11 protein-coding genes are annotated in these 14,597 nt (G+C 55.6%); 6 read left to right on the plus strand and 5 right to left on the minus strand.

Translation table 11 applies throughout. The features are described from left to right. Nucleotides 1–111 precede the first annotated feature (111 nt). Nucleotides 112–1,356 carry a bifunctional oligoribonuclease/PAP phosphatase NrnA gene (locus H6F67_RS04720; protein WP_190763838.1) on the plus strand — a complete coding sequence of 415 codons (1,245 nt, stop codon included), beginning with the start codon at nucleotides 112–114 and terminating at the stop codon, nucleotides 1,354–1,356. On the opposite strand, the gene H6F67_RS04725 is transcribed toward H6F67_RS04720, so the two are convergent. Genes H6F67_RS04725 through cbiM form a run of 4 tightly spaced genes read right to left on the minus strand, consistent with a single transcriptional unit; the run spans nucleotide 1,353 to nucleotide 4,042 of the window. Further along, nucleotides 1,353–2,147, minus strand: coding sequence for an energy-coupling factor ABC transporter ATP-binding protein (locus H6F67_RS04725; protein ID WP_190763840.1), 795 nt, complete (start codon nucleotides 2,145–2,147; stop codon nucleotides 1,353–1,355). The two genes, H6F67_RS04720 and H6F67_RS04725, sit on opposite strands and share 4 nt — an antisense overlap. Beyond that, nucleotides 2,148–2,924: a cobalt ECF transporter T component CbiQ gene (cbiQ, locus tag H6F67_RS04730; protein WP_190763842.1), complete on the minus strand. Its 777-nt coding sequence runs from the start codon at nucleotides 2,922–2,924 to the stop codon at nucleotides 2,148–2,150. Nucleotides 2,925–2,929: 5 nt separating this feature from the next. After that, nucleotides 2,930–3,277: a PDGLE domain-containing protein gene (locus H6F67_RS04735; RefSeq protein WP_190763844.1), complete on the minus strand. Its 348-nt coding sequence runs from the start codon at nucleotides 3,275–3,277 to the stop codon at nucleotides 2,930–2,932. A gap of 42 nt (nucleotides 3,278–3,319) precedes the next feature. Next, a complete protein-coding gene (gene cbiM, locus H6F67_RS04740) occupies nucleotides 3,320–4,042 on the minus strand; it encodes a cobalt transporter CbiM (RefSeq protein ID WP_242020500.1) in 723 nt (240 codons plus the stop codon). 270 nt (nucleotides 4,043–4,312) lie between these two features. On the opposite strand from cbiM, the gene H6F67_RS04745 reads away from it, so the two are divergent. The 5 genes from H6F67_RS04745 to H6F67_RS04765 all read left to right on the plus strand — a co-directional run bounded on the left by H6F67_RS04745 (nucleotide 4,313) and on the right by H6F67_RS04765 (nucleotide 11,044). Further along, a complete protein-coding gene (locus tag H6F67_RS04745) occupies nucleotides 4,313–5,449 on the plus strand; it encodes a tetratricopeptide repeat protein (protein WP_242020501.1) in 1,137 nt (378 codons plus the stop codon). 149 nt (nucleotides 5,450–5,598) lie between these two features. Beyond that, nucleotides 5,599–7,566, plus strand: coding sequence for an alpha/beta hydrolase (locus H6F67_RS04750; protein WP_190763848.1), 1,968 nt, complete (start codon nucleotides 5,599–5,601; stop codon nucleotides 7,564–7,566). A gap of 428 nt (nucleotides 7,567–7,994) precedes the next feature. Continuing rightward, a complete protein-coding gene (locus H6F67_RS04755) occupies nucleotides 7,995–9,257 on the plus strand; it encodes a bluetail domain-containing putative surface protein (protein ID WP_190763850.1) in 1,263 nt (420 codons plus the stop codon). A 258-nt stretch (nucleotides 9,258–9,515) separates the two neighbouring features. Then, nucleotides 9,516–10,556 (plus strand): aromatic ring-hydroxylating dioxygenase subunit alpha, encoded by a 1,041-nt coding sequence (locus H6F67_RS04760; protein WP_190763852.1) that lies wholly within the window; start codon nucleotides 9,516–9,518, stop codon nucleotides 10,554–10,556. A gap of 209 nt (nucleotides 10,557–10,765) precedes the next feature. Then, entirely contained in the window at nucleotides 10,766–11,044 is a 279-nt protein-coding gene (locus H6F67_RS04765) for a hypothetical protein (RefSeq protein ID WP_190763854.1), read from the plus strand. A gap of 20 nt (nucleotides 11,045–11,064) precedes the next feature. On the opposite strand, the gene mfd is transcribed toward H6F67_RS04765, so the two are convergent. Then, a complete protein-coding gene (mfd, locus tag H6F67_RS04770) occupies nucleotides 11,065–14,571 on the minus strand; it encodes a transcription-repair coupling factor (RefSeq protein ID WP_190763856.1) in 3,507 nt (1,168 codons plus the stop codon). Nucleotides 14,572–14,597: the final 26 nt, after the last annotated feature.

Genomic DNA, 14,597 nt, shown 5'->3' on the forward strand with positions numbered 1-14,597 from the left:
TTGCGAAGATCATAAGTGTTCCTTTTGTTTTGATTTTCAAAAGCCGATGCCGAGCGGTATCGCTGCAAAGAAATCAACCGTTTTCGCATCTGGCTTTACCAACCTGCTTTTATGCAATCTAATTCGCTCAAATCGTTTGATAGCTTGTCGATCGTGACTGAGAAAAACGGCGATAGCACAGACAGTTTCATCGAAGATTTACCTGCCAAACCGGACTGGGGCTTGCTGAGCGTTTCTGGACGCCGCATCACCGAACAAAAAGTTGCTGCCCTGCATCAAGTGCTAGAGCGACATCGGGGCGATCGCCAGCTTGTTTTGCTACAAGATTTTCCTGATCCTGATGCGCTTTCCTGCGCCTGGACATACAAGCTAATCGCTGAGCAGTATGACATCCGCTGCGAAATTGTCTACGCCGGAATGCTGAGCCACCAGGAAAATATCGCCCTCGTTAAGCTGACCGGACTGCCCGTGCAGCGCTGGACGCCGCAAATGCTGCGCGAAAAAATTGCGCTCTACCAAAGCTGTGCGTTTGTGGATAACCAGGGCACAACCACGCAACTGCTCGACGTGGTGCAGCAGGCAAACCTGCCGATCGTCCTCATGGTCGATCACCACAGCCCGCAATGCGATCTGCATCCAGAATTCACCGACATTCGCCCGCAGGTTCGCGCCACTGCCACGATTTTCACCCAATATCTGCAAGCGGGACTGCTGCGCTTTGACACGAGCAACAGCGAACATCTCAAGTGCGCCACTGCCTTGATGCACGGGTTGCGATCGGACACAAACCGCTTGATGCAGGCGCAAGAAGAAGATTTCCTCGCCGCTGCGTATCTGAGCCGCTTCAACGACGCGCAACTGCTCAATGCGGTTTTGCAGGCATCGCGATCGAAGCGGGTCATGGACGTGATCGAGCGATCGCTCCGCAACCGAATTTTACGCAACAACTTTTCGATCGCCGGAGTGGGCTATTTGCGCTATGACGATCGCGATGCGATTCCCCAAGCTGCCGATTTTCTCGTTACTGAGGAAAATGTGCATACCGCTGTGGTTTACGGCATCGTTCACGACGAAGACGAAGATCTTGAAGTCGTGGTCGGGTCGCTGCGGACGAGCAAGATTACGCTTGACCCGGACGAATTCATCAAAGAAGCGTTTGGGCAGGACGCACAGGGACGCTTTTTCGGTGGCGGGCGATCGATGGCTGGCGGCTTCGAGATTCCGATGGGCTTTTTGTCCGGCTTCAACGAAAGCGCCGACTACACGCGCATTAAGTGGGAAGTCTTCGATTTTCAAATTAAACAAAAGCTGCTGCGCCTAGTCAATCCGGAAGACGGCTTGATGCACACCGCTTAACCGCCGTCTCGCCTGGCGGCGATCGCTCGCGGCTGATGCTCCAGCAAACAGTACGGACGCGAATAGCACAGCGGCATTTCGAGGGCGTGCTGGTCGAGAAAGTCAGGATTACTCAAAACCTGCTCGGTGATGCCATCAAACACGATTTGACCGTGACTGAGGACGATCGTGCGCGGACACAGTTCGAGGGCAAGATCGAGATCGTGGGTGGCAATCAGTTGGGTGATTGGAAGGCGGTGTAAAAGCTGGATCAGTTGGCGGCGCGATCGCGGATCAAGCTGGGCGGACGGTTCATCGAGTACCAAAACCTGCGGCTGCATTGCCAAAACGCCTGCCATTGCCACGCGCTTTTTTTCACCACCCGATAAATTGTTGGCGTTGCGCGACCCGTAGAGTTCTGGCTCAAGGCCAACCGCTTCCATTGCATGGTGCGATCGATGCCGCAGTGCTTCGCCGCGCAGACCTTGATTCATCGGACCAAAAGTGACATCTTCCCAGACGGTGGGCATGAAAAGCTGATCGTCGGGATTTTGAAACACCAAGCCGACGAAGTTGCGAACGGCTTTGAGGTGGCGCGGCTCAACGGACAAATCCCCGACGACGACTTCACCGCTTTGAGGCAGCAAAATTCCGTTGAAGTGCATCAGCAGCGTGGACTTACCGGAGCCGTTTGCGCCCACGAGGGCAACGCGATCGCCTGCTCGAATGTCGAGGTAAATCGATTGCAGCGCGGTTGTGCCGTCGGGATAGCTGTAGCTGAGGTTTTTGATCGAGATCGGATTGTGGTGCATCTATGGGAACAGGTAAGCGGCTTGTCCGGCAAGGACGAGGCAAATCATGGCAGCTAGGGCAAACCAGTCGGCTCGCTGGGGACGCGGCAGATCGTGGACGGGCGGCAGGCCAGTATAGCCGCGAGCCAGCATTGCCTGATAGACGCGATCGCCCCGCTCATAAGTGCGAATGAACAGCGAGCCGAACATGTTGCCCACCACCAAGCGTCGCCAGCGATCGCTGCCCGTCAGATTGCGTGAAGCGGCGGCTCGCTGCATCGAGGTAAACTCTTCGCTCAACACGCCAATGTAGCGATACATTGAGGCCATGATCGCCACGAGTAAGGGCGGCATCTTCAGCGCTGTCATGCCGTGCAGCAAAGCGGGAATCGAAGTCGTGAGGACGAGCAAATTCAGCATCAGCAGCGACAGCAGAGCTTTCCAGCTAACGCTGCCCAAGACGGTCAGACCTTCTGTGGTGATTTGCAGCCAGCCCCACTGGAAGAGAATTGTGCCGCCCGATCGAAACAGCGTTCCGATCAGCACAACCCCCACAAACGTCGATTCAAGGGCAACGCGCCGCAGCAAAACCGGAAACGTAATCCGGCTGATCGACAGCAAAATCGCCAGTCCGATGCTGTAGATCAGCCAAGTCCACCAGCGGCCATTTGGCGTCAGGGCGGCGGCAAACACGAACAGCAGGGCGCAGGCGATGCGAATTTGCGGCGTCAGGCGATGCCAGGGCGAGGAGCGATCGCTGTCGATATCCAGTTGAAACGCGCCAACGTGCAGCAGCATTCGTGCTACTCGTCAAAATCGTCAACGGCGCGATCGGGCGTTGTGCCCTTGATGAGCAGCTTTCCGGCTCCCCAGGCGATCGCAAATGTTGCCAGCGTTCCCACCAAACCTGCCAACGGCGTAGCAACTTGTTCGGGCACGCCGCGCACCGCATACTCTTCAAAAATCGAGTAGAACGGCAAACGATGGGCGGCGGGTTCTTCAGCGGCGCGATCGTCAAATTCGAGATCGCCCGCGACGCGATCGAGTCCGTCCGGGTTGCTGCTGGCAAACGGAGAGAGAAAAATGCCGATGAACAAAGCAATGCCAAGGCCAATTGCAAAGAAAGCTTGGTTGCGCGATCGAGAAGTCATAGCCAGTAGTTTGAATAAAACGAAGGTCAGAGGTCAAAACAGTTAGCGCGATGCATAGAGCGAAGCAGCCTTGCGACGAGGCGGATCAAACAGCAGATCCGGGCGCGTCCGCCACACATAGCTCACGGCCAGCAGGGTAATAATTGCTTCGCCAATGCCGATCAGCGCGTGCCAAAACGCCATTGCCGAGAGCGCAACGGGCAAGGCGATCGTGCCAGAAAGCGCAAGCTGAAATGCACAGACGATCGCAGCGATGAAGACGCTCGACCAAGCAGCGACCGCAACGCCTGCTGCCATGCCGCGCCACGAGTTGAACCCGATCGCACTGCGAACGGCTTTGTAGAGGTAGTAGCCGCCAAACGTGCCGATCAAGCCCATGTCCACGATGTTTGCACCCAGCACGGTCAAGCCGCCGTCTTGAAACAGCGTGGCCTGCACGATAAATACAACGGTCATCACCAGCGAGCCTGCCCAAGGGCCAAGCAGCACTCCGGCCAGCGTGCCACCGAGCAAATGGCCGGATGTGCCGCCGGGAATCGGAAAATTAATCATCTGGGCAGCAAAAATAAAAGCGGCGCAAACGCCCATCAGCGGCACGGCACGCTCTTGATATTCCGACTGGACACGCTTGAGCGAAAGGGCGATCAAGGCGATCGCGATCACCCAGCAGATCAAGCTCACAGGCAAGCTCAAATATCCGTCTGGAATGTGTAGCGCCAGATGCGGCTGAAGTAAAAAGCTATCCGAAATGGTTGAAGCAGTCATTTTAAGCATGGTTTTTGACGAACGAGCGAAGCACAACGCTTACGCCTTAGTACACTGATTTCACTTTGACAATTCAATGCTGGTAGGGGGGATTTTGGCCGAAATTTAATGCGAATTAAAGGAATTTGCGGTTTTGAATCGAGCGATTGCCCTGAAATTGCGATCGACAAGCTGTAAGGTCTGGCAGCACATCGATGGGCAACCGATTCCATTGCGACTGGCAGTTGTTGATAGAATCAACCATTGACCTCACACACAAAGCTCGAAGTTATGAATCTAGCGACGATCGCTGCAAAGCGCGGCGCATTGCAGGCCGCGAGTTTGTTGCTCATGGGGGGTGCGATCGCCCTGCCGCTGCCCGCTGCCGCGCTGCCCGTCTTGATGGCGCAGGCACAGCCGAACAATCCGCGCTTGAACGAACTGCTTAGGCAGGGGCGTGAACAGGTGGATGCAGGCAATGTGACAGGCGCGATCGCCCTTTACGAAGAAGCCGCGACGCTTGCGCCCAACAACGCCCGCATTTTTTCCGGCATTGGCTTTTTGCAAGCTCGGCAGGGCAATCATCGCGCTGCCGTCACCGCCTTTGAGCGAGCCGTGCAGCTTGACGCCAACAACGCCGCTTTCTACTATGCCTTGGGCTTTAGCCGTGCCAACCTCGACGACAATGCGGGAGCCGCCCAAGCCTATCGTCGCGCAACGGAACTTGACAGCAACAACGTTCAAGCGTTTCTTGGCCTCGGTGTTGTGCTGTCGCGTCAAGGTGATTTTGAGGGAGCCGTCCGTGCCTACCAGCAAGTTGCCACTCGTCAGCCCAACAACGCGCAGATTCAAGAAGCGATCGGAACTGCCTACCTCCAGCAACAGCGCTATCCCCAAGCCGTCACTGCCCTTCAGCAAGCCGCAAGACTAGCGCCGCGCGATGGTGACGTACAGCTTAATTTGGCGATCGCGCTGCTCAATTCCGGCAATCAAACTGAGGGACTTGCGGCAATGGAGCGAGCCGCCGCCCTCGAACCGCGCAACGGCCAGATTTACCTGAAAATGGGCGATATCTTTCGGGCACAGGGCAACGCCGAGCGCGCCCTCGCTGCCTACCAGCGAGCCGTTGGCCTCCAGCCGAATTTGATCGAGGCGCATCAAGCAATGGGTGAACTGCTGCTAGAGCGCGAAGATTATTTGCGGGCGATCGTTACCTACCGCGAAGTTGTTGAACTTGCACCGCAAGATGCCGACGCGCATTTTCAGCTTGGCGTTGCCTTGCAAGGCCGCAATCGCGATGAAGAAGCGGTTGCCGCCTACCAAGCAGCGCGAGACCTCTATGAGCAGCAAGGCAACACGGCTGGCGTGGAACGCACGAGAGAAGCGCTGCGCGAACTTAGCCCAAACCGTTCGCGTCCGGGAGATTAATTTAACGTTTGCGATCGCTCATCCGGGAACCGATGCGGCTATGGTGTTTTCTCAGGGAAACATGAGTGTGTTTTGGTGTTCAAGATTCGCAATCAGCCGCCCATCTTCGACGCCCGACACCCGACACCCATCACTGAGGGATTCAGGCTATGGCAAAGCAACAGAAACAGCGCCACTACAGCGATTGGCCGTTTCGCTGGGATCACAAAAGGCCAGAAACGATTCAAAACGATCGCCGCTGGCTCGAATCGATCGTCCGCAATGCCGCACCATTTTCCGACTGGTGGACGAAAGCGCGGATTGTTCAGCTTGCTTATCCGCTGCCGCCAAACACCAGACCGCAAACGCTTTATGAGCTTCCTGTTTATGGCGGCATCACTTCCGAAGCGGAAATTGCGCTTGCCCTGCGGGGATGCTGCGATCTGCTAGACGAATATCCAGAGTTTGCCCGTCAGGTCGATGAAAACTATGTGATCGAAACGCTCAACGCCTGGAAAACCAAGCAGTTTTCGCTGGCGATCGGACGCAATTTCGATTTGTATGCACACCGTCAGTTTCCCAATGTGTTTCTGGCGGTCAGCACGGCTCCGGTTTCGCTGAATGTCGATCGCATCCTGCCGCCGATTGACCAGTTTCGCCCCTTGTTCAACATCGATGAACTCGCGGCCATTCTGCGCGATCGCGACATTCAGCGCGTCACGCTGCGGACGCACGGCTATTCCAATCCGGCCAAAAGCTTCTACGCCAATTTCGATCGCGAAGCAACCGCGCTGAACCAGCACGACTCGGCCACCCACGATCGCACGCTGCAACCGGATCACTGCTACATTGGCTATCACTGGCCGAGCGAAAAGCCGATCGTCAGTCCGGGTTTGTGGGCGGACTATCGCAATGTCGGCATTTTGCTGAAATTTTTGTTTGTCCTCAGCGGCTTGGCAGGCATTGTCGGCACGCTGCTCTACGTCTTTTTGCGGCTGATCGGCTTGCCGCTGCTCAATTGGATTGGCAAAATTCCCGCCGTCGAAAGCTACTTCAGCGCCACCAATTTTTGGGAAACAGCGGCTTTGGCCGTGCGCGGCTACTGGCTGATTCCCACTGTCTTCATGCTGTGGGTGCTGGCGTTTTTGATGCTGCGAATTGTCGTTTACCAGCGCGATCGCTATCGTGCCATTCACTATGGCGCACCGGATCTAGCCGAATTTTTCTGGCGGCTCGATCGCAGTTTTCGCAACTATGCCAGCCAGCGCAAAGAACCGATCTCTGGTGAAGTTGTTCGGCCACGTGAACTGGTGACGGTGAATTTGGTGGGGCACAGCATGGGCGCGCTGGTGCTGGTGAACGTGCTGCGAATTTTGTCCGATCGCTTTGGCAAAGACGACATCGGCTCACTCAAACCGGATACGGAACTTGCGCCCGGTCGCGATCCGGTGGAGAAGATGGGGCGCTATTTGCTGCTCGACAAGCTGATTTTGGCTTCGCCCGATATTCCGCTGGAATTTTTGCGCGAAGGGCGAAACAACTATGTGCGATCGGCAATGCGCCGCTGTCGCCGGATCTACTTAATGTCGAGCGATCGCGACATCGTTTTGCGCTACCTGTCCACAGTGGGCAACTGGTTCGGCGAACCGAGTATGCAAATGGCCGGATTGCGACTGGGCAACGTTTACCTGAAGCGCCTAAAAAATGCTGACCTGCCGTTCCGTCCCTACATCCGCATCATGCTTCACTCTGAGCGGGCAGTGCGGCCTACTTCGTCTTACGAACTGTTCTTAAAATTCAACTACCTCGACTGTTCGCGCATGGGCGGCGGCAAAGCCAGCGGCGGCGTGAACGTCGTCCCACTGCCGATGAATCACATCACTGCTCTGCCGATCGACTTGATCAACACGCTGTTCTATCTGCTCGGTCTGAGCAAGCTCGATGTTCACGGCGGCTATTTTCAAACGCAAACGCGATCGTTCCAGATCTTCAAGTTTCTGCTGACGGCCAACACCCTCAAAGATGAAGAAATTCGCGCCGAAATCGATCGCATCAAAGGTCAGCAAATTCGCTTTTTGCCCAGCCAGCGGTGGGAAATGCCTGCGGTGTCTCAGCCTGTAGACGGCGGCGAAGGATAGCCAACGAGCGATCGCTCCAGTCCAGGCCGCCTAAGAGAAGGCTTTGACATTCGATGGGCAATGGTTCGATGGGCAATGGATGGAAATGATTTGAGCGTTGATCCGGGCGATCGACGCTCAAATTTTTTGGAGCCTGTGGCAAACAAATCTTTATCTTGAATTTACAAGCGCTCTGAACCCGTAAAAGTTCCGTGAAATTGCGGAAAACGTCTATTAAATCTTCACGGTTTAAGACAAACTCTACAAGGGATTATTGACCCGCCTGCTCTGCGATCGAATTTGTCCATTGCAGAGGGCATGTACTGATCCCACAAGCAACCAACTCGATCGCCGCTCAAACGAGTCTTTTGAGAAACTTTTGTCTGCTTGAGCGCAGCCAAGCTAGCGCCAACGCCGACTTTCTATCCTTATCCCCTGTGTAACCCGATATGGCGACAAACAATATTCTCACCCTGACGAACGACGAATTTTCTCAATCATCGCTAGTGCTTTTCACCAAGCCAGTTCCTTCAAATCAAGGCTTGTCCATCAATTTTGATTTCTACGCCTATGGCGGAAGTGGCGGCGACGGCATCAGCTTTATTTTGCTCGATGGGTCGCAGTCGCCCGTTCAGCCCGGTGGCTTTGGTGGCTCTTTGGGCTATGCTCAACGAGCCACTGAAGGAGATGCCGCACCTGGAATTGCAGGGGGCTATCTTGGCATTGGTTTTGATGAATTTGGGTTCTTTTCGGCAGAGGCAGAAGGGCGCGTTGGCGGCATGGGTGGGCAGGCCGATTCGATCGCCGTGCGCGGCAGTGCTGCCACCAACTACGCTTTCCTGACCGGAACCGGATCGCTACAGCCGTTTGGCATCAGCCTTGACAACATTGCGCCAAACGCCAATCGCAACAACTCGCGGCGACGGGCACAGGTAGACCTGACTCCGACTGGCCTGCTTTCGGTGCGAGTCGATTTCAACGGCGACAACGACTTTGACGACCCCAGAGAACTGGCGATCGATTCGTTCAACGTGGTCAATGTCAACGGTGCGCTGCCAAGCCGCTTCAAGTTTGGCTTTGCCGCTTCAACAGGTGCAAGCACCAACGTTCACGAAATCGGCAACTTTCAGGTAAGAACAGCAGCAGGCACGCCGATCGCGGGCGAGTTTCGCGACAGCCTACAAGTAGGCGGCGACAGCGACGATCAGCTTGTTGGTGACAATCAAGACGATGTGTTGACAGGCGGCGACGGCAGAGACACTAGCACAGGCAACGGAGGAGCCGATCGCTTCTTGTTCTCTGGCACAACCAAAGCCGCCGCCTTGCGTACCTCCACCTTTCGATCGCTCGATCAAATCACGGACTTTACCTTTTCCGAGGGCGATCGCTTTCAGCTTGACTTTGACAATAATCTCAGCACGCGAAATCTGCCGCGCCGCCTGTACAACGCCGGAGAACGGAGGGGCAACCTGCGTAGAGCCGCTCAGTCTGCTTATGCAGATTTGCTGCCGAACCGCAGAGGCAATCAGTCGCTCAAGCCGAATGAAGCCGTCTTCTTCCGAAATGGCAGCCGCACCTACCTATCTGTGAATGATGACAAGGCAGGCTTTTCGCCCCGAAACGATCTGCTCGTCGACGTCACGGGCATTCAGTTTTTCGGCAGAGATGCTCAGCGCGTCGGTACGCTGTCACGCACACGTTATTTTGCATAGGACGAGTCTTCCGGGAAGATCTCGGTGACGGCGGACTGAGGGTTGAATCAAGCAACCTCAGTCCGCCGCGCTTTATTCATCACAAAACATCAAAAAGGAACGAGCGATCGACTCCATTCAAAAGTGCGATCGCCATTTTTCTATTAACAAGGAAATTGCGGCTTGCAAAGCTACCTGCGATACATCACGATCGCGGTGGCGCGGTTAAGCTTAAACGTTTATGGGTTGTAGTAGATTGACCCAAGCCAGCAAGCTCCTATGACTGTTTTTCGTTCGGCCTCTGTCCAAAAAGCATCAACCTTGGCGGAGCACTACTATACGTCGCCAGAAATTTTTGAGCAAGAAACTCAGCGCATCTTTCACAATCACTGGATCTGCGTCGGTCGTGGCGAGCAGATTGTTGATGTAGGAGATTATTTTCTCGCTCAAATTGGCGCAGAAAATCTCATTATTTTGCGCGATGCTCAAGGATGTGCTCGCGCCTTCTTCAATGTCTGTCGTCATCGCCGCACGCGCCTGTGCCAATCGCCGCACGGCCAGCTTGGTGAAATGATTTGCTGTACTCATCACGGCTGGCGATATAGCCTGGAAGGACAACTGCGATCGGCGCGTCGTGAAAGCGTTCCGGCAGAAGAAAGTGCGCTGTTTGCTTGTGCGCTGTATGAATGGGAAGGATTTCTTTGGGTGAATCTTGCACCCAATCCAGTGCCGTTCACGCAAACGGTTTCGCCACTGCTTAGTCAGTTCGCGCCTTGGCGACTTGCCAGTTTGCGCGTGGTCGAGCAAATTACCGATGAGGTGCAGGCCAACTGGAAGCTGATTTTTCAAGCCTACTGCGATCGCTATCTCTACACGCCGACCGCCAATCGATCGCCCAGCTTGAGTGCAGGCGCATTTCTGGGCGCATCGCAAGCGATCGATCGCGATGTGCTGCCGCTGCCCGGACTGCGCGGCGAACAAGGCAATCGCGCCTACTACTACTCTTTATTTCCCACAATGCTGCTGAGTTTATATCCCAGCCATGCGATCGCCCTGCGGCTATATCCCCAAGCGGCTGATCGCACGCGCATTGTCTGCGAGTGGCTGAGCGATCGATCGGCCATGAGCGCGGTGGCGATGGAAACCTGGAAGCGAAATCATCGTCAAGCTTGGTTTGGCTGTGAACAAATGCAGCGTCGGCACACCGCCCGATCGATGCACGCCAACGGTTTGACTGCTTTCGATCGCGAATATCTGCGGGTGCTGGGCGCTTCAGCTTTCGGTTTGCCGCAAAACTACGCTTGGCAGCAGGGACACTGAAAAAATCGGCACAAGGTGGCACAAGCGATCGCTTGATCTCTCGCACACTGAATTCAGCGTTTAACTGTCTTTTTGCCCTGTCGCTTTTAGCGGCGGGCATTTTATTTTGAGGCTGGTGAGTTTGAAGCGATCGCCCGTGTAAATTCGACAATCCACAAATCTTAATCTTTCTTCAAGGTAGAATACTGAAGAAAGTCTTAAGAAATTCGATGCAGACGGATTATTACGGGATTTCGATCGCTTCGACTCAGTTCGCTTCTGGCTGGCGCTGGCAGGTCGCCCTGCCGATCGGCTCTAGCTTCACGTCCGACGAAAGCTTTCCGACCGCAGAGCAAGCGCTGTATGAAGGCCATCATTGGCTGCGTGTCAAATCTGCCTTCAGCGCATTGAACCGCAGCCTGTCGGAAATTTGCGCGAGCGGCAGAATCAACCAGCAAGAATACGGCGCGTTGATGCAGTCGTTCTTGCTGTTGACCAAACACGAATAGCCGCTGTTGGATCGATCGCCTCACACGAGCGCCAGTTCTGGCAGTGCGCCTTGCATTTTGCCCAGCCAATCGATCAGGTTTTCAAGCTGCTGATCGGCTCCCAGCACGCCCAAGCCGCGAACGGTGATGCGCCCCGGAGCATACACAAAGCGCGAATGCAAATGCGTCGGCAAATTTGCTTTGAGCAGATTCCACGCAGGTTCTTCCATCGGCGTTTCCAGGAGAATGTGCTGATTGCCTTCCGGCTTGATGCGCGAGAAGCCGACCTTTTTGGCGATCTGCTTGAGTTCCACGACGCGAATGAGTTGCAAGGCGGCAACCGGAATTGTGCCGTAGCGATCGCTCCAGTCAGCGGCAATCTGCGTCAACTCCTGCTTAGTCTGAGCCGAGGCAACAGCGCGATAGGCGTCCATTTTCTGATCCAAGTCGGGAATGTAGTCGGCGGGAATGAAGGCCGTCAGGTTGAGATCGATTTGCGTATCGTCCACTTTGGGAATTTCCTGGCCGCGAATTTCCTTAATTGCGTCTTCGAGCATTTCCATGTAGAGGTCAAAGCCGATCGCGTCCATCTGACCGGACTGCTCCGCACCGAGCAAATTGCCCACGCCGCGAATCTCCATATCCCGCACGGCAAGCTGATAGCCCGACCCAAGCTGCGTAAATTCTTGAATCGCCCGCAATCGCTGCCGCGCCGTGTCGGATAGCTGACTTTGTTTTGGATAAAACAGCCAGGCGTGGGCTTGAATTCCGGCGCGTCCAACTCGTCCGCGAAGCTGATAAAGCTGCGACAGGCCGAACTTCTGCGCGTCTTCGATCAAGATGGTGTTGACGCGGGGAATGTCGAGACCCGATTCGATGATCGTCGTGCAAACAAGAACATCGGCTTCGCTGTTGCTGAAGCTGAGCATCGTGGATTCCAATTCGCCTTCGGGCATTTGGCCGTGTGCGATCGCCAACCGCACACCGGGAATCATTTCGCGAATCTTGGCGGCGGTTTCTTCAATGCCTTCGACGCGAGGAACCACGTAGAAAACTTGTCCGCCGCGATCGAGTTCCTGCCGAATCGCCGTTCGCACCATGTCCGGGTCATACGCGGCCAGATGCGTTTTAATCGGACGGCGGGAAGGCGGCGGCGTCGTAATCAAGCTCATTTCGCGCACACCGGACAAGGCCATGTACAGCGTCCGGGGAATCGGCGTGGCGCTCAAGGTTAATACGTCTACCTGCGTTCGGAGCGATTTGATTTTCTCCTTTTGATTCACGCCAAATCGCTGCTCTTCATCCACAACCAGCAAGCCCAAATCCTTGAACTGAACGCCTTTGCCTAAAAGCTGATGCGTTCCCACCACGACATCGAGTTCGCCTGTTGCCAAACGCTGCTGAATGTTTTTGCGCTCATCGGCGCTACGGAATCGATTGAGCAGGCCAATCTGAATCGGATAGGGCGCGAAGCGTTCTTTGAGCGTGTGATAGTGCTGCTGCGTCAGAATCGTCGTCGGGGCAAGCAGGGCGACTTGCTTTCCGGCTGTGACAGCTTTGAAAATGGCACGAATCGCGACTTCCGTTTTGCCAAAGCCCACGTCGCCGCAGACCAAGCGATCCATCGGGCGCGAATTTTCCATATCGCGCTTCACGTCCTGCGTGGCTTTTAGCTGATCGGTTGTGGGCTGATAGGGGAAAGAATCTTCGAGTTCTTCTTGCCAGGGCGTGTCGGCAGGAAAGGCGAAGCCCTGCTGCTGCGATCGCTGCGCGTAAAGCTGAAGCAAATCGACCGCAACTTTCTTAACTGCTTTGCGAACTTTGGTCTTGGTTTTCTCCCAAGCCTTGCTCGACATCTTGTTGAGCTGCGGCACCTGATCGCCCGCACCCCGAAAGCGCGACAGCGAACTAAGCTGATCGGCAGCGACTCGCAGCAATCCGTCTGCGTACTGCAAAACCAGATATTCCCGCGTTTCCCGGTTGATCGTTAGACTTTCCAGCTTGAGAAATCGCCCGACACCGTGATTTTTGTGAACCACATAATCTCCGGGCTGAAGCTTGTTCGGATCGACCTGCTTGGACGTGGCGCGGCGGCGTTTGCGGACATAGTTGGGCGTGGCGAGCGAATGCTGACCGAAGAATTCGCGATCGGTCACGACAACCAAGCGGAAGGTCGGCAAAATGAAGCCTTCCAGTTCCGCCAGTCCTGAATACTTGACCGCAACCGGAACGCGCTGAGATTGCAGCTTTTCGATCGCCAAAAAGTCACGCGGATTCGGCACAAACTGCGCGGGACAATCATGCTCTTGTAAGAGAGCGACCGATCGCGAAGGCTGCGCGGAAACCAGCCAAACCGAGAAACCGCGATCGCGCTCTTGCCTCAGCAAATCTGCCAGCTTTCCGAACTGATGCGGCGTGACGGGAACCGGACGGCTCGACAAATTCGTTGCGGCACTGCTATTTTCTTCCGCCAGTTCCGACAGGTAGAGGCGATCGAACGACTCGATCGCCTGCATCGACTCCTCGAAACTGCGGTGTGTCCGGGGCAGCCGCTCTCCGGTTTCGCGCCACACTTCATCAGCAGACTCGACCCAGCGATCGCTATGTGCCTGACACTGCTCTGGCTCGTCAATGGCAACGATCGTATTTGACGGCAAGTAATCCAGCAGAGAGGCGGGTTGTGTGAACGCCAGTCCGAGGAATCGCCGCAAACCTTCGGGCGTTTGGCCTTCTCCCAATCGTTCGAGTTCTTCCGCCGACAGATAGGGCGACAGCACATCCGCAGCGCGATCGCTTTCTGACTGATCGGCCAGCTCGGATCGATCGGCCAAGCCCTTGAGAATCAGCGGACTGAAGTTCGTCGCCGTCAGCACGATTTGCGGCGTACTGTCCAGCGATCGCTGCGTGGCCGGATCGAATTCGCGAATTTTGTCGAGTTCATCGCCAAACAGTTCCAGGCGCACAGGCAACTCAGACGCGACCGGAAACACATCGACAATATCGCCGCGCCGACTCCACTGGCCTTCCATTTCAACGAGCGGGACGCGATCGTATCCCAAGCGGGCAAGCTGCTGACTGAGAGCTTCCAAGTCCAACTCCATGCCCTGCTTCAGCGTGACGCAGTACGATCGCAGAATTTCGATCGGCGGCAGGTGCGGCTGAAGGGCGCGTTCTGTGGTGACGATCGCGATCGGGGGCTGGCTGGCATCCGTGCCGACCAAATCGGCCAACACCTGCAACTGTCCCCAGGTCATTTCGGCTTCCGGGTCGAACGGGTCGTAAGGCGATGCTTCCGAGGTGGGGTAGAAGTGCATCGTCTGCCAGCCCATCGCGTCCATCTGCGCTGCCCAACGTCCGGCTTCTTCCAAGGTAGCCGCGACAACCAGCAAGCTGCGCTGCTGGGATTGCGCGATCGCGCTGGCAACGAGGCCTTTGGGAATGCGAGCAATGCCGTTGAGCGTCAGCGCGTGTTGCTGCTTGAGTTTGGCGACAAGTTCCCCGGTGAGGGGCGATCGACCTAATGCACGAGTAACAGAAGAAAAAGCCATAGGAAATCCGCGCTGACAGGGAAGCT

It is taken from the genome of Microcoleus sp. FACHB-1515 (assembly GCF_014696105.1).
Classification (GTDB): domain Bacteria; phylum Cyanobacteriota; class Cyanobacteriia; order Elainellales; family Elainellaceae; genus JAAUTJ01.